This is a genomic window from Bordetella sputigena, assembly GCF_965137885.1.
Classification (GTDB): domain Bacteria; phylum Pseudomonadota; class Gammaproteobacteria; order Burkholderiales; family Burkholderiaceae_B; genus Bordetella_C; species Bordetella_C sputigena.
Map to the genome: position 1 here is coordinate 181,776 of NZ_CBCSCA010000009.1, position 20,613 is coordinate 202,388.

At 67.8% G+C, this 20,613-nt stretch carries 15 protein-coding genes; 13 read left to right on the plus strand and 2 right to left on the minus strand.

Going from position 1 to position 20,613, the window contains the following annotated elements; translation table 11 throughout:
• Positions 1–157 precede the first annotated feature (157 nt).
• The 11 genes from ACNA0R_RS18360 (at position 158) to ACNA0R_RS18410 (ending at position 12,627) form a co-directional block, all read left to right on the plus strand.
• A complete protein-coding gene (locus ACNA0R_RS18360; RefSeq protein WP_415827479.1) occupies positions 158–1,021 on the plus strand; it encodes an AraC family transcriptional regulator in 864 nt (287 codons plus the stop codon).
• 113 nt (positions 1,022–1,134) lie between these two features.
• A complete protein-coding gene (locus ACNA0R_RS18365; protein WP_415827480.1) occupies positions 1,135–4,170 on the plus strand; it encodes a xanthine dehydrogenase family protein molybdopterin-binding subunit in 3,036 nt (1,011 codons plus the stop codon).
• Positions 4,167–4,985 (plus strand): FAD binding domain-containing protein, encoded by an 819-nt coding sequence (locus ACNA0R_RS18370; protein WP_415827481.1) that lies wholly within the window; start codon positions 4,167–4,169, stop codon positions 4,983–4,985. The genes ACNA0R_RS18365 and ACNA0R_RS18370 overlap by 4 nt, the downstream gene beginning before the upstream one ends.
• Positions 4,982–5,554: a (2Fe-2S)-binding protein gene (locus tag ACNA0R_RS18375; protein ID WP_415827482.1), complete on the plus strand. Its 573-nt coding sequence runs from the start codon at positions 4,982–4,984 to the stop codon at positions 5,552–5,554. Before ACNA0R_RS18370 ends, ACNA0R_RS18375 begins: the two co-directional genes overlap by 4 nt.
• On the plus strand, positions 5,547–7,091 hold the full coding sequence (locus ACNA0R_RS18380) for an AMP-binding protein (RefSeq protein ID WP_415827483.1): 1,545 nt from the start codon (positions 5,547–5,549) through the stop codon (positions 7,089–7,091). Before ACNA0R_RS18375 ends, ACNA0R_RS18380 begins: the two co-directional genes overlap by 8 nt.
• Before the next feature lie 41 nt (positions 7,092–7,132).
• Positions 7,133–7,939, plus strand: coding sequence for an enoyl-CoA hydratase/isomerase family protein (locus ACNA0R_RS18385; RefSeq protein ID WP_415827484.1), 807 nt, complete (start codon positions 7,133–7,135; stop codon positions 7,937–7,939).
• A 124-nt stretch (positions 7,940–8,063) separates the two neighbouring features.
• Entirely contained in the window at positions 8,064–9,263 is a 1,200-nt protein-coding gene (locus ACNA0R_RS18390; RefSeq protein ID WP_415827485.1) for an ABC transporter substrate-binding protein, read from the plus strand.
• Between the two features lie 21 nt (positions 9,264–9,284).
• Positions 9,285–10,178, plus strand: coding sequence for a branched-chain amino acid ABC transporter permease (locus ACNA0R_RS18395; protein WP_415827486.1), 894 nt, complete (start codon positions 9,285–9,287; stop codon positions 10,176–10,178).
• Complete coding sequence (locus ACNA0R_RS18400) at positions 10,171–11,151, plus strand: branched-chain amino acid ABC transporter permease (RefSeq protein ID WP_415827487.1); 981 nt, start codon at positions 10,171–10,173, stop codon at positions 11,149–11,151. The genes ACNA0R_RS18395 and ACNA0R_RS18400 overlap by 8 nt, the downstream gene beginning before the upstream one ends.
• On the plus strand, positions 11,148–11,927 hold the full coding sequence (locus tag ACNA0R_RS18405) for an ABC transporter ATP-binding protein (protein WP_415827488.1): 780 nt from the start codon (positions 11,148–11,150) through the stop codon (positions 11,925–11,927). The genes ACNA0R_RS18400 and ACNA0R_RS18405 overlap by 4 nt, the downstream gene beginning before the upstream one ends.
• The gene (locus ACNA0R_RS18410) at positions 11,920–12,627 is read left to right on the plus strand and encodes an ABC transporter ATP-binding protein (RefSeq protein WP_415827489.1); all 708 of its coding nucleotides are present in this window, start codon (positions 11,920–11,922) and stop codon (positions 12,625–12,627) included. The genes ACNA0R_RS18405 and ACNA0R_RS18410 overlap by 8 nt, the downstream gene beginning before the upstream one ends.
• Here ACNA0R_RS18410 and ACNA0R_RS18415 read toward each other — a convergent pair.
• Positions 12,624–13,319, minus strand: a complete 696-nt coding sequence (locus ACNA0R_RS18415; protein WP_415827490.1) for a substrate-binding domain-containing protein — start codon at positions 13,317–13,319, stop codon at positions 12,624–12,626. The genes ACNA0R_RS18410 and ACNA0R_RS18415 overlap by 4 nt on opposite strands.
• Positions 13,320–13,433: 114 nt before the next feature.
• The gene (locus ACNA0R_RS18420) at positions 13,434–14,333 is read right to left on the minus strand and encodes a LysR substrate-binding domain-containing protein (protein WP_415827491.1); all 900 of its coding nucleotides are present in this window, start codon (positions 14,331–14,333) and stop codon (positions 13,434–13,436) included.
• Between the two features lie 251 nt (positions 14,334–14,584).
• Here ACNA0R_RS18420 and ACNA0R_RS18425 point away from each other — a divergent pair, with 251 nt between their 5' ends.
• On the plus strand, positions 14,585–15,913 hold the full coding sequence (locus tag ACNA0R_RS18425; protein ID WP_415827492.1) for an MmgE/PrpD family protein: 1,329 nt from the start codon (positions 14,585–14,587) through the stop codon (positions 15,911–15,913).
• A complete protein-coding gene (locus ACNA0R_RS18430; protein WP_415827493.1) occupies positions 15,910–16,917 on the plus strand; it encodes a Bug family tripartite tricarboxylate transporter substrate binding protein in 1,008 nt (335 codons plus the stop codon). Before ACNA0R_RS18425 ends, ACNA0R_RS18430 begins: the two co-directional genes overlap by 4 nt.
• Positions 16,918–20,613 lie beyond the last annotated feature (3,696 nt).

Consider the following 20,613-nt stretch of genomic DNA (forward strand, 5'->3'; position numbering starts at 1 on the left):
GGAGCAGGAAGCGGTGTGCTTGCAGGCCGCTGTCCCTGTTTTCTATTTGTTTGCCATGTGTTGGCGCGATGCAAGGCAGCGCCCGCGGGCGCTGCTTCTTATAATGGCGGCACAGAACAATGACGAGAAAGCGACGGATGCCGATGAGGAGGACCTTTTGTCAACGGCCATCAAAATCTTCCACGGCCGGTTCGGGCGGGTCGCGCTGCTCGATATGGACAAGCCGCTCATCCCGCATGCGCACCACCATTGCCATGTGTTGATCAAGGCCAGCGGGGCGGACACGTTCTTCTCGGTGCGCGATCGTCTCAACCCCTTGACCGACGACACAGCGGTGCTGGTCAATGCCTGGGAGCTGCACTCCTATGAGCATCCCGGGCCCAGGGCGCCGCGCACGGTCATCCTGGCCCTGTACATAGAGCCTTCCTGGCTGGCCGACATCCAGCGCCAGCTTTGGGTTTCCGCCCATCCCCAGTTTTTCCCCAAGCCTTGCGTCGAGATCGCGCCCCGCATCCGCAAGCTGGCCGACGACCTGGCCATGGAGATGTACTTCGCCGATCAGATATCGCCGCAGCGGCTGGAGGCGGTCCTGTTCGACCTGATGATCGCCGTCATCGACCCGTTTTCGGAATGGCGCAATCTGCGGGGAATCCCTTATCAGCACGCCACGAGCGCCATCGACCCGCGCATCCGGCGCGCCATGGCGTATATGCGGGAGAACGTCGGCGCGCCTGTGGATATGGCCGCGCTGGCGACCCGCAGCGGGCTGTCGCGCGCGCATTTCTTCGAGCTCTTCCGGCGCAGCACCAGCCTGACGCCGAACGTCTTCAGCAATGTGTTGCGCATGGAAGCGGCGCTGCAGGCGCTGAGCCGGCCCGACACGACGTTGACCGATCTCTCTTACCGGCTGGGTTTTTCGGCGCCTGGCCATTTCACCCGGTTCTTCCGCCAGCACATCGGCAGCGCGCCCATCGATTACCGCCGGGTCGTGCAAAGTTATGAAAATCAGACTCCAGGGTAAGTAGCCGGATTTCCCGGTAAGACAAGCTGTCCCGCTCCTGTCTAAGCTGCGCCCATCACAGGATTCATTACAAGAGGCGCGGCGGCAACGACCGGCGTCTGACGGGAAGAGACTTGGATACAGGCCAGCAACGCGCCGGACGGCACGTGGGCGACGCCAGGCAGCGGATCGAGGACGATACGCTGCTGACAGGCAAAGGACGATATGCCGACGATCTGGGCGTCAAGCCCGGCACGCTGTACGCGGCCGTGCTGCGTTCGCCGCATGCTCATGCGCGTCTGCTTGGCGTGGATGGCGCCGCCGCCCTGGCGCTGCCCGGCGTGCATGCCATGCTCGCCGGCGAAGACGTCCGGCGCTGGACACGGCCCTTCGTGGTCGGCGTCAAGCAGCCCATGGAACACTGGTGCCTGGCCGTCGACACGGTGCGCTATGTGGGCGAGCCGGTGGCCGTGGTGGTGGCGGAGAGCCGCGCGCTGGCCGAAGATGCCCTGGAGCACATCAAGGTCGAGTACGAGCCGCTCGATCCGGTCGTCGAAATAGAGGCGGCCATCGCTGGGGATGCGCCCGTGCTGCATCCCAAGGTGGGCAGCAACATCCCCAGCGACCGCGTTTTCCGCTACGGAGATCCGGAAGCCGCCTTCGCGCGGGCGCCCCATTGTGTAGCGCTTACTGTGCGCTATCCGCGCAATTCGGGCACGCCTATCGAATGCTTTGTCGTGTCCGCCGAGCACGTGTCCGCGGACGACGGCTATGAAGTCCTGTCCAATTTCCAGGGCCCGTTTTCGCTGCATGCGGTCATGGCCCTGGCGCTGCAGATTCCCGCCGCGCGTCTGCGGCTGAAGACGCCTCCCGATTCCGGCGGCAGCTACGGCGTCAAGCAGGCGGTGTTTCCGTACATCGTGTTGATGTGCCTGGCCGCGCGCAAGGCCGGCGCTCCCGTCAAATGGGTGGAGGACCGGCTGGAGCACCTGGTGGCGGCGACTTCCGCGACCGGCCGCCTGACTACTTTGCGTGCCGCGGTGGAGGCCGATGGCCGCATCACGGCCCTGGACTATGACCAGTACGACGACGTCGGCGGCTACCTGCGCGCGCCGGAACCGGCGACCTTCTACCGCATGCATGGTTGCCTGACCGGCGCCTACGATATTCCCAACCTGAGCGTGCGCAATCGCGTGGTGCTGACCAACAAGACCCCCGCCGGCCTGGTGCGCGGGTTCGGAGGGCCGCAGGTCTACTTCGCGCTGGAGCGGTTGATGCAGCGCATCGCCGTCGAGCTGGATCTGAACCCGCTGGACGTGTACCGCCGCAACTTCGTGCAGCCGGGCGCATTCCCCTACCGCGCGGCGGCCGGCGCCTTGCTGGATTCCGGGGACTATCCCCAGGGGCTGGCGCTGGCGACCCGCCACGGCGGCCTGGACGAATTGCTGGCGCGACGCGAAGCGGCGCGTCGCGAAGGCCGCCTGTATGGCATTGGCTACGCGGCCATCGTCGAGCCGTCCATCTCCAATATGGGCTATATCACCACGGCCTTGACGCCCGAACAGCGGGCCAAGGCCGGACCGAAGAACGGCGCGCTGGCCGCCGCGACGGTCGCCATCGACCTGCTGGGCGGGGTGACCGCCGTCATCGATTCGACGCCGCAAGGGCAGGGGCACCGGACGGTGGCCGCGCAGATCGTCGCCGACGTGCTGGGCCTGGATCCGTCGGAGATCACTGTCAACGCGGAGCTGGACACGCAAAAAGATGCCTGGTCGGTGGCGGCCGGCAACTACTCCAGCCGTTTCGCCGGCGCGGTCGCGGGTACGCTGCATCTGGCGGCGGTGCGGGTGCGTGACAAGCTCGCGCGTATCGCGGCCGGGCAGTTCGGCTGCGCTCCCGGGGAAGTACGGTTCGCCCGCGGCAAGGTCTTTCCGGAGGGGGCCTTCGACAAGGCGCTGCCCTTCGCCCGGTTGTCCAGCGGGGCGCACTGGGCGCCCGCGCTGCTCCCGCCGGGCGAGGATCCCAGCCTGCGGGCCACGGTGTTCTGGACGCCGGAGCAGCTGACCGCGCCCACCGAGGATGACCGCATCAATACGTCGGCCGCCTACGGCTTCGTGTTCGATATTTGCGCGGTCGAAGTCGACCGCGATACCGGGCAGGTCCGTATCGACCGCTACGTGACCTGTCATGACGCCGGCCGCATCCTGAATCCGGCGCTGGCGGACGGGCAGATACGCGGAGCGTTCGCCCAGGGCCTGGGCGCGGCGTTGATGGAAGAGTTCGTCTACGGGGCGGATGGCAGCTTTCTTTCGGGCACGCTGGCGGACTACACGGTGCCGACCGCCTGTGAAGTGCCCGAGCCGGTGATCGTCCACATGGAGACGCCGTCGCCGTTTACGCCGCTGGGCGCCAAGGGGCTGGGCGAAGGGAACAACATGAGCACGCCGGTGTGCATCGCCAATGCGGTCGCCGACGCGCTGGGCGTGGCCGACGTGCGCCTGCCTTTGAGTTCGTCGCGGGTCATGTCGCTGATCGGCATGGCCGATCCCGAGCCTGCCGCCGGAGCCCTCGCGCGGCCGGCTGTCGCGCCGGATGCCGCTTCGCCTGCTTCGTCCACGTCGGCCGCGCCGCCCGCCGGCAAGGCCCGCGGCCTGACCGCGCGCGGCGAGGTGCGGTTGCAGGCGCCGCCGCAAGCGGTCTACGACGTGTTCCTGGACCCCAAGGCCCTGGCCCGCATCATCCCCGGCTGCCACGCATTGCAGCCGATCGGGCCGAACCGCTATCGCGCCGATGTGACGGTCGGCGTGGGTCTGGTCAAGGCGCGCTACGCGGCCGAGATCGAGCTTGCCGAGCTGGAGCCGCCGCATCGCCTGCGGTTGTCCGGCTCGGGGATTTCGTCGCTGGGCACGGCGCGCGGCAGCGGCAGCGTGGAGCTCGAACCGCAGGGCGCGGGCACGCTGCTGCGCTACGACTATAAGGCGGAGGTCAGCGGCAAGGTGGCCGCGGTGGGAGGACGCATGCTGGAAGGCGCGGCCAGGATCGTACTGGCGCAGCTGTTCGAGAAACTCGGCGGCCAGGCCGGCGGTCAGCCGGTGCCACCGCCGGGGGCCACGCCGGTGCGCATGCCGGCCTGGCGGCGCCTGCTGCGTTGGCTGGGGATCTCGAAATGAAGCCGCCCATCTTCGATTACCGCCGCTGCGATACCGTCGACGAGGCGCTGGCCCTGCTCGACGAGTACGGCGACGACGCCCGGGTGCTGGCGGGAGGCCAGTCGCTGATGGCGGTCCTGAACATGCGGCTGGCGCAGCCGCGGATACTGGTCGATATTTCCCGCGTGCAGGGGCTCGCCCATGTGCGTCCGGAGAACGGTTTCCTCGCGATCGGGGCGTCGGCCACGCAGGCATCCGTCGAATGGCGCGCCACGCTGGCCGACGAAGTGCCCCTGCTGGCGCGTGTTTTTCCCAGTATTTCGCATTTCCAGATCCGCAACCGGGGCACCGTATGCGGCTCGGTGGCGCACGCCGATCCCAGCGCGGAACTGCCCCTGGCGCTGGCGGCCCTGGGTGGCAAGGTCAGGCTGCGGTCGCGCGAGGGGCGCCGGGAGCTGGACGCCGAAGCGTTTTTCCAGGGCATGCTGACCACCGCGCGCCGCCACGACGAACTGGTGGAAGACGTGCACTATCCGCTGCACCGCCCGGGCACCCGCTACGCCTTTGCCGAAGTCAGCCGCAGGCATGGCGATTTCGCCATCGTGGCCTGCGCCGCCGTGGCCGGCGAGCGCGAGATCCGCCTGGCCGTTGGCGGGGTGGCGGATCGGCCGCGCGTACTGACGATGCCGCGGCTGCCGGCAAGCGAGCTGGCCGGCGCCATCAACGATTTCGCCTGGCAGCTGGATGCCCAGGATGATCCGCACGCCACGGCGGTGTATCGCCGCCACCTGGTGCGCAAGCTGGGACGGCGGGTGATCGAGGAGGCTACCCGATGAAGGCTCTGGACCGTGGACAGCGCGATGACATCGCCATCACCTTGAACGGCAAGGCGCGCACGGGCGCATGCGACAACCGCACGCTGCTGGCGGATTTCCTGCGCCACGAGCTGGGCGCGACCGGTACCCACGTCGGCTGCGAACACGGCGTGTGCGGCGCCTGCACGGTGCAGGTCGAAGGCGTGGCGGTGCGCTCCTGCATGATGCTGGCGGTGCAGGCCGAAGGCCTGCGGGTGGATACCGTGGAAGGTCTGGCGCGCAAGTGCGCGGCCGGGACGCCCGCGGATGATGGGAATGCCCGGGATGCCGCGACCCCCATGAGCGACCTGCAGGCCGCCTTCAAGCGCCACCACGCGCTGCAATGCGGGTTCTGTACGTCCGGCATCCTCATGACCTGCGACGACTTCCTGGCCCGCGTGCCGGATCCGACCGAGCAGCAGGTCAGGGAAACCCTGTCGGGACATCTGTGCCGGTGTACCGGCTACACCAATATCGTCCGGGCCGTGCTGGAAACGGCGCGCGACCGGCTTGCCAGGAAAAACCATAACGGAGACGAAGCCGATGCTTGATCTCGGACGCACCTTTCTGCAAAGCGTCGAGCGCAGTCCGGCGGCCGCGGCCATCGTCGACGGCGCGGTGCGTCGCAGCTACGGAGAATGGTATGAAGACGTGCGCGCGGCGGCCGCCGGACTGGCCGGCCTGGGGCTGCGCCGTGGCGATCATCTGCTGATGGTGCTGCGCAACCGCTGGGAAATGGCCACCCTGCACTGGGCTTGCCAGTTCCTGGGCGTGATCGCGACGCCGCTGAACTGGCGCGCCAAGGGCGATGAGATCGAATACTGCGTATGCGATTCGGGCGCCCGCGTGATTGCCTACGAAGCCGTAAGCGCCGACGCGGTGGACCAATCGCCCTCCGCGCGTGCGCTGCCTGGAATCATGGTGGGCGACGACGCCGGCGGCGAGCGTCCCGGCCTGCCGTTCGCCGAACTCTTGCGCGGCGGCGCCGCCGCCCAGGGGACGTTCGCGCCGCAGGCAAGCGCCGAAGATATATCGCTCATGCTGTACACCTCCGGCACCACGGGCAAGCCCAAGGGCGTGCCGCGGCGGCATCGCCACGAGCGGGCGGCCGCACTGGCGCATGTCGCGCAGAACACCTACAGGAGCGGCGAGCGCACGCTGGGCGTAATGCCGCTCTATCACACCATGGGTGTGCGCTCGCTGCTGTCCATGGCGCTGGTCGACGGCCTGTTCGTCTGCATTCCCAAGTACGATCCCGCGGCGGTACTGCGCGCCATCCAGGACGAAGCCATCTCCACGCTGTACCTGGTGCCCACGCTGTACCACGACATCCTGGGGCATGAGGACTTCGCGCGCACCGATATTTCCTCGGTGCGGAAAATCGGCTTCGCCGGGGCGCCCATGCATGATGCGCTGCTCAAGCGGCTGGACGCGGCGTTCCGGCCCACCTTGTTCGCCAATCACTACGGGTCGTCGGAGGTCTACACCTGCGCGATCAACCAGGACGCGCCACGCAAGCCCGGCTGCGCGGGCCGCGCGGGCATCAATACCCGCCTCCGCGTCGTGCGGCTGGACGCCGCCGGGCCGGACGACGCGGCGCGCCAGGGCGAAGAAGGGCAGGTCATCGCCGACCTGGCCGGGGACGAGGCATTCGAAGGCTATTGGAACCGCCCGGACGCGGATGCCAAGGCGCTGCGCGACGGCTGGTACTTCACGGGAGATACCGGCTACATCGACGCCGACGGCGATCTCTACGTGACGGGCAGGGTCGACGACATGATCATTTCCGGCGGCGAGAACATATCGCCTGTCGAGATCGAATCGCTGCTATCGCTGCACCCCGCGGTCGACGAGGTCGCCGTGGTGGGCCTGCCGGACGAGCGCTGGGGCCAACGGGTCGTCGCCTTCGTCAAGCGCCGCCAGCCGGTCGACGGCCCGGCGCTGGACGCCCATTGCCGGCAGTCCGACCTGGTCAATTTCAAGCGTCCGCGCGACTACGTCTTTGTGCAAGGCATTCCCAAATCGCCGGTCGGCAAGATCCTGCGCCGCTGTCTGGTGGCCGGGGAGTTCGAGCGGGATCCTTCCTGATCCCGGAACCGGACCGCAATCATTCATCCAGGAGAGTATTCGTGTCTACCTTGAAGCATCCGGCCCATCACCTGCTCGCCGATCTCGACGGCTTCCGCGTCGAGATCGACGAGGCCCGGCAACGCGCCGACATCGTGCTCGCGCGCCCGCCGTTCAATATCATTTCGATGCCGCAACGCGATCAACTGCGCCTGGTGTTCGAAGCGCTGGACGAACACGACGCCGTGCGCGTCATCGTGTTGCGCGCCGAAGGCGAGAACTTTTCCAGCGGAGGCGATATCAAGGGATTCCTGGCGGCCTCGCCGGAGCACGTTTCCAAGCTGGCCTGGAATATCGCCGCGCCGGCCCGCTGCGGCAAGCCGGTGATCGCCGCCAACCGCGGCTATTGCTTCGGCGTGGGTTTCGAGATTTCCCTGGCCTGCGACTTCCGCATCGCTTCCGACACCACGCTGTACGCGCTGCCCGAGCAGAAGCTGGGCCAGATCCCGGGTTCGGGGGGCTCGGCGCGCTTGCAGAAGATGGTCGGCATCACGCGCACCAAGGACGTCGTCATGCGTTCGCGCCGCATCCCGGGCAAGCAGGCCTATGACTGGGGCATCGCGACGGAGTGCGTGCCCGACGCCGGGCTCGAAGCCGCCACCGACCGTCTGGTCGAGGAACTGGTCGGCTTCTCGCCGATCGCGCAGCGTACGGCCAAGAAGTTGTTGAACGACACGGAGGATTCCACGCTGTCGATCGCCATCGAGCTGGAGGGGCATTGCTACAGCCGCCTGCGCAGCTCCGACGATTTCCGCGAAGGGGTGCAAGCTTTCCATGGCAAGCGCGCGCCGGTTTTCAAGGGGAGTTGATGCGCGCCGCCCCGCGTGGGCGGCATGACTACACGCTGCCCACCGGCGGCATGAGTACATAACGCAGGACCGACCGGCGTGCCGCCAGGCCGCCGGCCTGCCTATAACGACAAGGAGACATCGCATGAATACCACGCAACGCAGGCCTTCCATGCATCTGGCCGCGGCCACGCTGCTGGCGCTGGGCACCCTGGGTGCGCAGGGCGCGCTCGCGCAAGACGCGCAGCCGATACGCCTGGGCGTCGTCACGCCGCTGTCCGGCACCTACGCGCCCATCGGCGCCCAGGTGAAGATGGGGCTGGACCTGGCCTTGGCCGAGATCAACGCCGCGGGCGGCATCATGGGCCGCAAGGTCGAACTGCTGTACGAAGACGAAGAGGCCAATCCCCAGGTGGCCGTGCAGAAAGCCGAAAAGCTGTTCCAGCAAAGCAAGGTCGATTTCCTGACGGGCACGGTAAATTCCGGGTCGACGCTGGCGGTGGGGCAGGTGGCCGAGCGCAACAACAAGCTGATCGCGACCACCGTGTCCTTCTCGGACGCCATCACCGGCGACAAGTGCTCGCCCAACGTGTTCCGGGTGAACGCGAAGGCGGGCCAGCAATCGGTGGCGCTGGCCGCCTGGCTGGCCAAGGAAAAGCCGGGCGCGTCGCTCTTCCTGCTGGGGCCGGACTATGAAATGGGCCGCAGCACGGTAGCGGCCTTCAAGTCCGCCGCCGAGAAGCGCGGCATCAAGCCGGTGGGCGACCTGTTCGCGCCGCTCGACAGCAAGGACTATTCGAGCTATTTCGGCCAGATTCGCGCCGCCCGGCCGCAGGTCTTCTATACGTCGACGGCCGGCAACGACACCGTGCGCCTGTTCAGCCAGATGAGCGAGTACGGCATGAACAAGAACCTGACGATGGTGGGCGTCTCCGGCGCGATCACGGCGCAGAACATCAAGGCCATCGGCAAGAACGCGGAAGGCTTCGTCACCGGCGTCGGCTACTCGCCGGAGATCGACACGCCCGAGAACAAGCAGTTCGTCGAGAAGTTCAAGCGCGCGAACAAGGTCCTGCCCGATCTGTACGGCGCGGATTCCTACGGCGTCCTGTACTTCTACAAGGCCGCCGTCGAGAAAGCGCAGAGCACCGACACCGCCAAGGTCCGCAAGGCCATGGAAGGCCTGGAATGGGATACGCCGCAAGGCCGCAAGACCATGCGCGCCGCCGATCACCAGGCGATCCAGGACATGTACGTGGTGCGCATCCAGAACGGCGATTTCACCATCGTCAGCAAGGTCGACGGCAAGGACGCCATCGATGCCAGCGTCTGCAAGCGCTGGTAGGCCGGCTTCGTAAGGAATGCCATGAACGCCTTGTTCGAAAGCCTGCAGTTCGTCTATGCCCCGCAGGTCGTCAACGGCCTGTCGCTGGGCGTGGCCGTGATACTGATGGCGCTGGGCTTGACCATCATCTTCGGCCTGCTCGATGTCATCAATATGGCGCACGGCGAGTTCTACGCGCTGGGCGCCTACCTGGGCATGTCGCTGCTGGCGATCGGCGTGGACTTCTGGGTCGCGCTGGTGCTGGTGCCGCTGGTCATGCTGCCCATCGGCTACCTGACGGAGCGCGCGCTGATCCAGCGCGTGTTCCACCACAAGGACCGCCATATCCTGACGCTGTTGTTGACCTTCGGCATGGCGATCGTGCTGGAGGACCTGTTCAAGCTGGTCTACGGTCCCAACCCGCTGCGCCCGGACGCGCCGATCGCCGGCGCGACCGAGCTGTTCGGCATGATTTTCCCCACCTACCGCCTGTTCCTGATGGGCGTGGGCGTGGCGATCGTGGCGGCGGTCTGGTGGGTGGTCTACCGCACCCGGCTGGGGGCCATGGTGCGGGCCGCGGCCTACGACCGCAACATGGCGGCCTCGCTGGGTATTCCCGTGCTACGGGTCTATGCGGCCACGTTCGCCTTCGGCGTGGCGCTGGCCGGATTGGCGGGCGTGCTGCTGGCGCCGGTGTATTCGGTGTTTCCGACCATGGGCAAGGATTTCATCCTGATGGCGTTCTCGGTGGTCATCGTGGGCGGGCTGGGCAGCATCAAGGGAGCGATCATCGCCGGCTTGCTCCTGACCCAGGTGCAGGCGCTGTCCAGCCTGTATATCTCGCCGGTGTGGTCGGATCCGCTGCTATTCGGGATCATGGTGCTCGTACTGATGTTCCGTCCGCAAGGTCTGTTCGGGAGGCTGGGCCATGGCTGATACGATCGCGCTGCCGCGCGCGGCGAACCAGCGTACGCGCATGCGCCCCGGGCTGGCCATGGCGTTCGTGGTGCTGGCCCTGGCGGGTGGCCTGGCGGGCTGGCTGACGGACAACGTCTTTTATCTGCGGCTGGCGACCGAAGCGCTGATCTTCGGCGGCCTCGCCATGGCGGTGGATCTGCTGCTAGGTATCGCGGGACTGCTGTCACTGGGGCAGGCGCTGTTCTTCGGCTTCGGCGCCTACCTGGCCGGCCTGTTGTTGCGCGACGCGGGCTTTTCCTTCTGGCCGATGCTGGTGGTGGTGGCGGCCAGCGGCGCGCTCGCGGGCCTGGTGGCCGGCGTCATCGCTATCCGGGCACGCGGGGTGTACTTTGCCCTGATCACTTTCGGCCTGGCGCAGATCGCGGCCAAGGCGGTCTATAACATCCAGGCGCTGGGCGCCTCCGACGGCCTGATGGGTGTGCCGGTGGTGGCCGTCGGCATGGGGCCATGGGAAGTCCCGGCGTCGGATCCGCTGGGGTTTTTCCTGGTCGTGCTGGCCATCGTCATGATCATGTATGGCGTGCTCAGCTACCTGCTGAACACACCCTTCGGGCGCAACATGCAGGCACTGCGGGCGAATCCGCAGCGGCTTTCCTTCCTGGGCTTCGATCCCTGGCGCTACAAGCTGGCGGCCTTTGTGATCGCCGCCGTCCTGGCGGCCGTGGCGGGCGCGCTGTATCCCGTGTTGCGCGGCTTCGCCTCGCCGGAACTGCTGTACTTCCAGACGTCGGGGAACGCCGTCATCACCGTGGTGCTGGGCGGGGTCGGGACCTTGATCGGCGCGCTCTACGGCAGCGTCATTCTGTTCGGCCTGAAGTCCATCATCGGCACCTATACGGAACATCACCTCATCGTGATCGGCCTGTTGTTCATGATCGCGGTCATCTTCTTTCCCGCCGGGCTGGTGGGCGCATTGCGGAGGCGCAAGTGAGCACGACCGACCGAACGGCCGCCGCCGGCGATCCCATCCTGCGGGTCGACCGCCTGAGCGTGCGTTTCGGCGCGCTGCGGGCCGTGGACGACGTTACGCTGCGAGTCGCGCGTGGCGGTATCACATCGCTGATCGGCCCCAATGGCGCTGGCAAGAGCACTTTGTTCAATCTCATCAGCGGCGCCTTGCGGCCGACGGCGGGTACGGTGACGTTCGACGGTCGCGACGTCACCGGCTGGACGCCTCATGCGCTGCTGCGCGCCGGTCTCGCGCGTTCGTTCCAGATCACCAATCTGTTTTTCGAGCTGCCCGTGGCGGAGAATCTGCGGCTCGCCGCGCAGGTCCTGGACGGCGGCTGGAACGGGCTGCGCCCGCTGTCGGCCTCGCGCGTCGCCCGGGCCAGGGTGGATGAACTGCTGGAAGAGTTCGGGCTACAGGCCAAGGCGGCCGAGCCCGCCGGCGCGCTGTCGCATGGTGAGCAGCGGCGCCTGGAGATCGCGGTCGCGCTGGCCTGCAAACCCAGGCTGTTGCTGCTGGACGAGCCCACCCAGGGCATGTCCCATGGCGACACCCAGGAAACCGCCGCGTTGATCAAGCGCCTGGCCGGCGACCTGACGATCCTGCTGGTCGAGCACGACGTCGGCCTGGTCATGGACGTCTCCGACCATGTGGTCGTGCTGGCGCAGGGCCGCAAGCTGGCCGAAGGACGGCCGTCGGATGTCCGCGCCGATCCCGCGGTCCAGGCCGCTTATTTCGGGGAGGCCGCGCATGCTTGAACTGCGCGACGTACACGTGCATTACGGGCTGAGCCATGTCCTGCAGGGCTTGACGCTGGAAGTCGGCCCGGGCGAAGTCGTGGGTCTGTTCGGCCGCAACGGCGTGGGCAAGACCACGACGATCAAGACGGTCGCGGGCTGGACGGCGCCCAGCGGCGGCGAAATCCGCTTCCGCGGCGAATCGCTGGCCAGCCTGCCGGCCGAGAAGATCTGCCGGCGCGGCATCGGCCTGGTGCCCGAGGACCGGCGTATCTTTCCCGGCCTGACCACGGAGGAAAACCTGGCCATGGGTTTCATGCAGTGCGCCCGCCTGGGCCGCGCCGAAGCGCGGGGCCGGCTCGATCGCATCTATCAGCGATTCCCGCGGCTGGCCGAACGCCGGGCACAGCCCGGCACCACCCTGTCGGGGGGCGAACAGCAGATGCTGGCCATCGCCCGCGTGCTGCTCGGCCAGCCCGATCTGCTACTGATCGACGAGCCGACCGAAGGCCTGGCGCCGCTCATCATCAACGACTTGTTCGAGGTCATGGCGCAGGTCAAGGCGGCGGGGCAGTCCATCCTGCTGGTCGAGCAGAATGTGCCGCGGGCGCTGACGCTGTGCGACCGCTTCTATGCCCTGGAGCGCGGCCGGGTGGTGATGAGCGGGCGCGCGGATCGTCCCGAGGACGTGCAGGCGCTGATGCGGGCGATCGCGGTTTAACGCGGCTGCAACGGCGTCATCCCGATCTTTGTCTTCAGCGCCGTGGTGCGATCGGATGCAAGGTAGGCCAGGAATCCGGCCGCCTCGTTGGGTGCCGCGGCGCCCATGCGCACCGCGCCTGAAAATACGGTATTGATCTCCGCCCCTGGCGGCATGTCGCCCAGGATCCGTATGCCGGGCATGCCGAGCAGCTCGCTACGCTGCTGCAAGCCCAGCTGCACGGTGCCGTCGGCGATCAGCCTGGCAACCGGCACGCCGGACGGCGCTTGCACCAGCTTGGGCTGAAGCGCGTCGTACATGCCCCATTCCCTGATCAGCGATATCAAGGCCACGCCGCTGGGGCCGGTCGAGTAGCCGATGCGCGGCGCGGAAGACATCAGCGCGCGCAGGTCGTCGGCCCGATCGAGCGCGTGCGCGGGCGCCGCGTCCGCCACGGCGACGGCGACCTGGGAAAGGGCGATGGCCGTCATCGTGGAGGGCTCGATCTTGCCGGCGGCCGCCAGGGCGTCCAGCGCGTCCTGGGCCAGGATGACCACGTCGAACGGTTCGCCATCCGACACGCGCTTGGCCGCCACGACGCCGCCCACCGATTCGAGCGCGACGGAAATCCCGGTTTGCGCACGGAAGTCCGCCGCGGCTTCTTCCAGCAGGCGTTTCGTCGCCATCGACGAGATGCAGTTGAGGGTCGCCATGATGTTTCGCCTATGTATGTCCGATGTAAGCACCGCGCGGCTGTCTGTCCGGGTGCCGACTGAGAGATTAGCCGATGCCGTCGAGCGTCGCGCCATCGCTGGCCGAACGTTCGTTCAAGCATGTTCCGGCGCCAAGGCCAGTATTTGCTTGCCGACCAAGGACTGGAATTCATCCGCCAGCGCCATGGGGACGGCATGTTCCGGGCGCATGCAGGCGTATTGGGACACCAGCCGCTCCTTCAATGGCCTTTGCACGATGCGCGGGTCGCCTTGCGGTATCGGCGTCCAGGCCGATACCAGGCCGATGCCCGAGGCTTCCGCGGCCAGGCCGCAGATCAACGGTGACGTCGGCGTCTCCGCGACCACGTCCGGCGTGATGCCCAGGCGATTGAATGCATCGTCGATCTGGTAGCGCAGATAGCTTTGCGGAGAGGGAAGCACCAGGCGTTCGCCGGCCAGGTCGCGCAAGGCGACGCGGTCGCGCGCGGCCAGCCTGTGCCGCGCCGGCAGGACCGCGACGATGCGGCAGGCCGGCAGCGGCTGCACGCTGACCCCGGACCTGGACATCGGCAGTTCGACCAGGCCTATATCGAACTGCCGCGTCGATACCAGTTCGGCGATCTGCGTCGACGGCAAGGTCTGCACGAAGACGCGGACCTTGGGACGCGTTTTCAGGAACGATGCGATCACCCTGGGTATGAACCAATGCGCCAGCGCGGGCAGGGTGGCGACACGCAGCGCGCCCGCGCGATGGTGGCCGATGTCATAGGCCACCTGCGTGATCCGCTCGATGCCGACATACAGGTGTTCCACTTCGCGATAGAGGGCTTCGGCTTCCGACGTCGGTACGAGCCGGCGTCCCTTGCGATGGAACAGCGCGTAGCCCAGCCGCAGTTCGAGTAGCGCAATGGTACGGCTGACGCCGGGCTGCGTGACGTTCAACAGCTTGGCTGCGCCCACGACGCTGCCGGAAATCATGACCGCCCGGAACGCTTCGATATGGCGCATGTTCATGTCGATTTTCATCTATACCTCTAAGGCATAAGCAGGCGTTGATTCTTAACTATTTCGCGGCCGCGCGCCTGTCTATTATTCACGGACTTGTGATTGAAGGGTCTTAGGCCGGGGAAATATCCGGACGTGACTTCGGTATAAATATGCTCAAAAGTAATAGCTCAGAGGCCCGGGAAGCCGGAACGGCCGCGCTCCGCGCGCCTTCCGGGCATCGTGGCCACTCCGCGCCGGATGTCGGACTGGCGCTGCGATTGGGACGTTACGTCGCCGGCCTGGACCCCCACGCCATCGACGGACAAACCAAGGACGCCGTATGGCGCTGCATCCTGGACGCGCTGGCGAGCGCGGGTGCCGCGCTCGGTCTGCCCGCGGTGGCGGCGGCGCAAGAGGCCGCGTTGGCGCTATACGGGCGTGGCCCGGCGCCCATGTGGTTCACGGGACGGTCGGCAAGCACGGCCGCCGCCATGTTCTCGAACAGCGCGGCAACCGCGGCGCTCGACCTGGACGACGGCTACCGGCAGGCGCGCGGGCACCCGGGCGCGGCGGTCATTCCCACCGCGCTCGCCTTGATGGATGAACGCCCGCGCGATACGGCCGCGAATCTGTGCGCCGCCATCGTTGCCGGATACGAGGTAGGCGTGCGCCTGGCCATGGCCAGGCCCGCCTATGCCCCGTCGGGGGCCTGGTCCGGCTACGCGGTGGTGGCGACGGCGGGGAGGATGCTGGGCCTCGATCCCGCGGTGATCGCGCACGCCCTGGCGATCGCCGCCCAGACGGCGCCGGCCTTGCCCGCCCTGGCCGGCGTTGCCGGCTCCGACGTGAAAGAGGGGATCGCGGCCGGCGTCGCCGCCGGCTGGGCCGCGCTACGCCTGGCGATGGCCGGCTACGCAGGCCCGGTCGCCGTCCTGGATGACGCGCGGCTGTTCGATCCGGACATCGCGTTGCGCGGCCTGGGCGGCACGCCCCTGATCCATGGCACCTACTTCAAGCCCTTCGGATGTTGCCGCCACATCCACGCGCCGTTGGAGGGATGGCTGCACCTGCGGGCCCGTCACGGCCTGGATGCCGAAGATATCGCCGGGATGCAGGTCCATACCTATCGCGCCACCTTCAACCTGTCCAACAGCCCGGCGCCCGTCACGCTGGTGGAAGCGCAATACAGCGTTCCCTATTGCCTGGCCTTGTGCGCGGTGCACGGGAGCGATGCCTTGCTCCCGCTGGAAGCGAGACACCTGGGCGACGTCCAGGTACGGGATCTGGCGGCGCGGATCACCGTAGTGCATGACGCCGAGGTGGAACCGCTCTTTCCGGCCCGCTCGCCGGCCAGCGTGGCTATCAGCCTCAAGAACGGCCAACGCCTGGCATCGCCTGTGATGGATCCGCGCGGCGACCCCGCCACGCCCTTGGGATGGGCGGACCTGGAAACCAAGTTCCGCGTGGCCACGCGCAAAGGGCTGTCGTCCGCCAGGCAGCGGGCCATCCTGGATGCGATCGCGGACCTGCGCAACGGCGACAGCGTGTCCTTGTCGCGCGTATTGCGTTCGGCGGACCAACAACCTTGCAAGGGAGATGAGCCATGACCGTCACTATCAACGATATCGATCGCCGCCGTCGCACGGTGCTGCGTTCGGCCTTCCTGCTGGCGGCCTCGGCGGCCGCCGGAGCCGGCGTGGCGCAGGATTTTCCCGTCAAGCCCATCAGGCTGATCGTGCCGGCGCCGCCGGGCGGAGGGACGGACGCGATGGCCCGGGTGCTGGCCAATGCGCTGGCGGAGTCGGCCAGATGGAGCGTCGTGGCGGAGAACCGTCCCGGCGGGGGTGGGAATATCGGGTTCGACCAGACCTTCCGTGCGGCGCCGGACGGCTACACGCTGGCCCTGGGCGAGTCCAGCAATATGATCGTCAACGAGTTCCTCTATCACCGCATACCGTACGACATCGAGAAGGACATGCAGCCCATCGCGCTGCTCGCCAAGGTGCCGCTGGTGTTGATCGTTTCCGCCAGCGGACCGTATGGCAGTGTCGCGGATCTCGTGGCCGCCGGGCGGAAAACGAGGATTACGTTCGCCTCATCCGGCAACGGCACCCTGGCGCATCTGATGGGCGAGCGGTGGAAAGGCCAGACCGGACTGGACATGCTGCACGTGCCTTACCGGGGCGCCGCGCCGGCCTTGACGGACCTGATCGGCGGCCAGGTCGATATGTTCTTCGCATCGGTGCCCGTGGCCTTGCCGATGATACGGGGCGGCAAGGTTCGCGCCCTGGCCGTTACCGCGTCGCATCGGCTCGGCACCTTGAAAGAAGTGCCGACCATGGCGCAGGCGGGCTACCCGGGCATGGAAGCCAGCGTCGTGTTCGGCCTCGTCGGTCCGGCGGGAATACCGGCGCCTGTCGTCAGTGAAATCAATACCCAGGTGAACAAGGCCATGCAGGGCCCGGCGGTCACCGGCCAGCTCCTGGCCATGGGCGTGGATCGCCCGCCTGGAACCTGGGGCGGGGATCCCGCTTCCTTCGCCGCGCTGCTGCGAGAGGAACGCGCCCTGTGGGCGCCCGTGGTCAAGGCCTCGGGTGCGCAGGTGGACTAGCGCGGCGGGCCACCGGCCGGCGGGCTGACCGCCTTCCGTTTCACCGTGTCTGTTCTTGAGGAGGCAGTACCAAGGCCGTCAATCCCGGCCGCTACAAAGGCCTGGTGGAAAACCTGGCGCTAGAACGGCGCCATCACCCGCAGCGTGCCGCTATGGCTGGCGATCCTGCCGGACAATTCGCCGTCATATTGCAGCCGGAAGTCCACGCCGGACTTCGTCGTGACCTGCAGTCCGGCGCCTATCCTGGCGATGACGCTGTCCGTCTCCATGGTGGTGCTGAAGGATCCCGTGCCGGCGGGCGCGCCCTGGAAGCGCGCGCTGGTGCGCCATTTGTCCTTGGAAAGAAAGGACGCGCCGGCATAGGCATAGGGCCGCATCGTCGCGCCGTTGCCGAGTTCGGCGCGGCCGCCGATTTCCAGCATGGGCGATAGCGCCATGACGAACTGGTCGCTGCCGTCGACGGACAGGTGCAGGTCGTTGCCGGATTCCCTGTATCCAGGCATGCGCACATACGTGGCGTCCAGGTCCACGTAGGGTTTCAGATACAGGTTGCCGGTGGGCGCAAAGGTACGGGCCGCGCGCAGCTTGGCCCCCATGCTGTATACGTCGGGGTTGCCGTTCGCGGTGCTTTGCAGGCCCGGGATGCCGATGTTGCGATCCAGGTCATACGAGCCGTAGCCGCCGCCCAGCGCGCCGGAGAAGGTCCACGGGCCCGCCTGGTGCTTCAGCACCACGCCCAGGTAGCCGCTGTCGCCATCGCCCGTCACGCGGCCATCCTGGCCGCGCAGCTGGCTGCTCTGATAGGCCGCCGACGCACCGATGAACCAATCGGGACGGAATTGGCGCTGGCCGCCGAATTGGTAGGTCATGCTGTCGTACTTCAGGTCCGCGGTGCCGCCGTTGCCGTCCTGGTGTGTGCTGCGTCCGGTCACCTGGCCCCACAGGCAATCGCGCTCGCCCGTCAGCGGGCCGCTGCCGGTGAAGACGGGGCAGGACATCATGCCGTTGTTGAAGCGCGCCATGCTGGCCTGCATCTGCACCGCCGGCGCCAGCGCCACGCCCGGCGACAGGTCGGACAGGCTCTGCCGATACGTATCGGCGCCCTGGCGCGACGCCTGGTCCAGGGCGGCGAACAGCACGCCGAATCCGGAGTTGCCGCCGGCGTCCCACGCGCGCTGCAGATTGTCGGCGACGGTCGCCTGGTTATGCCGCAGGCCCATCGCCGGCGCGGCGAAGTCGGCGCCGGCGGCGCGTACGCGAGTATCAGGACCGGACTGGCGCGCAGCGTAGTCGATGATCGGGGAATCCACGGCTTCGACCTGTCCCTGCGTGGGGCCTTGCGCCGTCAGTACCGTGACCTCGCGATCCGGCAGCAGGCTGGTGGGCGCGACGTCCACCGTGCCGTTCAGGCTCGACGGGCCTTGCACCACCAGCCTGTTCGAGCGCAGCTGGTCGAAGTCCGCCGTGACGCGCAGGACGCCGCTGCTTCGTTGCGAGAACGAGCCGCTGACGCTGGTGGTGTCGAAACGTCCCGGCGTGCCGATAACCATCAGGCCCGCGTTGTCGATATTGGCCTGGTAGATCGTGGCATTCGCGAGCGTGGCCGTGCTGGCGTTGTTGAGCTCGGGCAGGTTGCCGGTGCAAGCGGTGTTGCCGGCCGTGTTGTTGCAGATGACGTTGCCCTGGATGGTGCCGCTGTTGTTGATCGTAAGTACCGATCCGGACGCGGTATCGCTATTGCCGTCATAGCGCACGGCCGTGCCCGATAGCGCCGATATGGAGCCGCTTGCGCCGACGTTCAGCACATTGTTCGTACCGGCGGCGATCCATGCGCCGCTGGCGTTGCTGCCCGAACCGCCCTGTACGCTGCCGTTGACGTTGACCGTAACGATGCCATTGCCCGAGGGACCCTGGCTTTGCGCGAAGATGCCGGTGGACCCGGCGCCGGTCGCGTTCAAGGTGCCGGCCTGGGTGACCTGCACAGCGCCCGCCGAGCCTGTCGCGGATACATTGCTGTTGCCCGCGAAGCCGCTACCGCCCGCGCCGCCCAGGCCACCCCCGCCGCCTATCGATTGCGCGATGATGCCGAATGCGTTCGCGCCGGTGGTGTTGACGCCGCCATCCACGGAGACGACCACTGGTCCGCCGTTGCCGTTGGCATTCGCATCGGCGGGCTTGCCGCCCCACGCGTCCGGATCCAGCTGTATGCCGAGCGAGGTGTCGCCCGCGATGCCGCCGCCGCCGCCGATGGATTGCGCCACGATCGCGTGCGCGCCGGCGCCCGAGGTGTTCACGCGGCTGCTAGCCGTCAACACCAGGTTGACCGAACCGCCATTGCCGCCCGCGCCGCCGCTGCCGCCCAGCCCCACGCCGAGCAGGTTGGCGGAATTGCCCGCGCCGCCGATACCGCCGCCGCCGCCGATGGACTGCGCCACCACGGCATACGAACGCGCGCCCGACGTGGTAAAGGCGCCGCCGGTGGTTGCGTCGATGCCGCCGCCGTCGCCCGTGACGCCGCCTTTGCCGCCCACGGCGATGGCGATCTCGTGCGTGTTGACGCCCAGCGCGGAGCTCGTATTGCCGGCACCGCCGATACCGCCGCCGCCCCCGATGGACTGCATGGCCATGGCGGGAGAGTCGCTGCCGGTGGTCGTGATGTTGATCCAGCTGCCACCGGCGGGAATCGAGATCGTGCCGCCGTTGCCCGACGCGCCCCCCGCGCCGCCGGCCACGCCGCCCACCGTGACGTTGCCGCTGGCCATGTCGGATCCGNCGCCACGCTGGCCGCCGCCGCCGCCGATGGATTGCAGCAGCACGCCGTAGGCCGAATAGCCGGCCGTGGTGATCAGGTTCGCATGGTCGTCATCGAAGGACGCCGTGATGTTTCCGCCATTGCCGGAGATGCCGCCCGTGCCGCCGACGCCCACCGTGATGTTGGCGTTGACCTTGCTGCCGGACGCGGTGGACGAGCCGCCGGCGCCGCCGCCGCCGCCGATGGATTGGGCCACGTAGCCGTCGGCCCAGTCGCCGCGCGTGGCGATCTGGCCGGCGTGCGTGAGGGTGACCGCGCCGCCGTTGCCGCCGCCGCCGCCGCTGCCGCCCACGTTGACGGTGAGCGTGTAGGTGGCGCCCGAATCGGTGAGCCGGCTCTTGTTGTCCTCGAAGGTGCCGATGCGATCCAGGATGGGATTGGACGAGGCATCCGCGCCTATGGAGCCCCCCAGGCCGCCGCCACCGCCTATCGATTGCAGCATCACGCCGTCGGCATCGCCGCCCGCCGTGGCGATCGCGCCCGAGGTCGTCACGTTCACGGCGCCGCCGTCGCCGCCGCTGCCGCCGGTCTTGCCGACGCCCACGCTCAGGCGGCCGCCATAGCCGTTCACGGCGCCGCCCAGATAGAGCGTGCCGCCCTGCGAATTGCCGCCGCCGCCGCCGATGGATTGCGCGGTGATGCCGCGCGAACCCGAGCCCAGCGTCTGGATGGTCTGGTTCGGGTTCTGCGTCACGTTCACCGTGCCGCCATAGCCGCCCTGGCCACCTTGGCCGCCGAGTCCCACGGTGGCCTTGAGATTGACCAGGCCGCCTTGCGCATAGGCGTTGCTCGCGCCGACGCCGCCATTGCCGCCGCCTCCGCCTATGGACTGCGCGAGCACGCCGTTGGCATAGTCGCCATAGGTGACGATGGTGGAGGCGGGC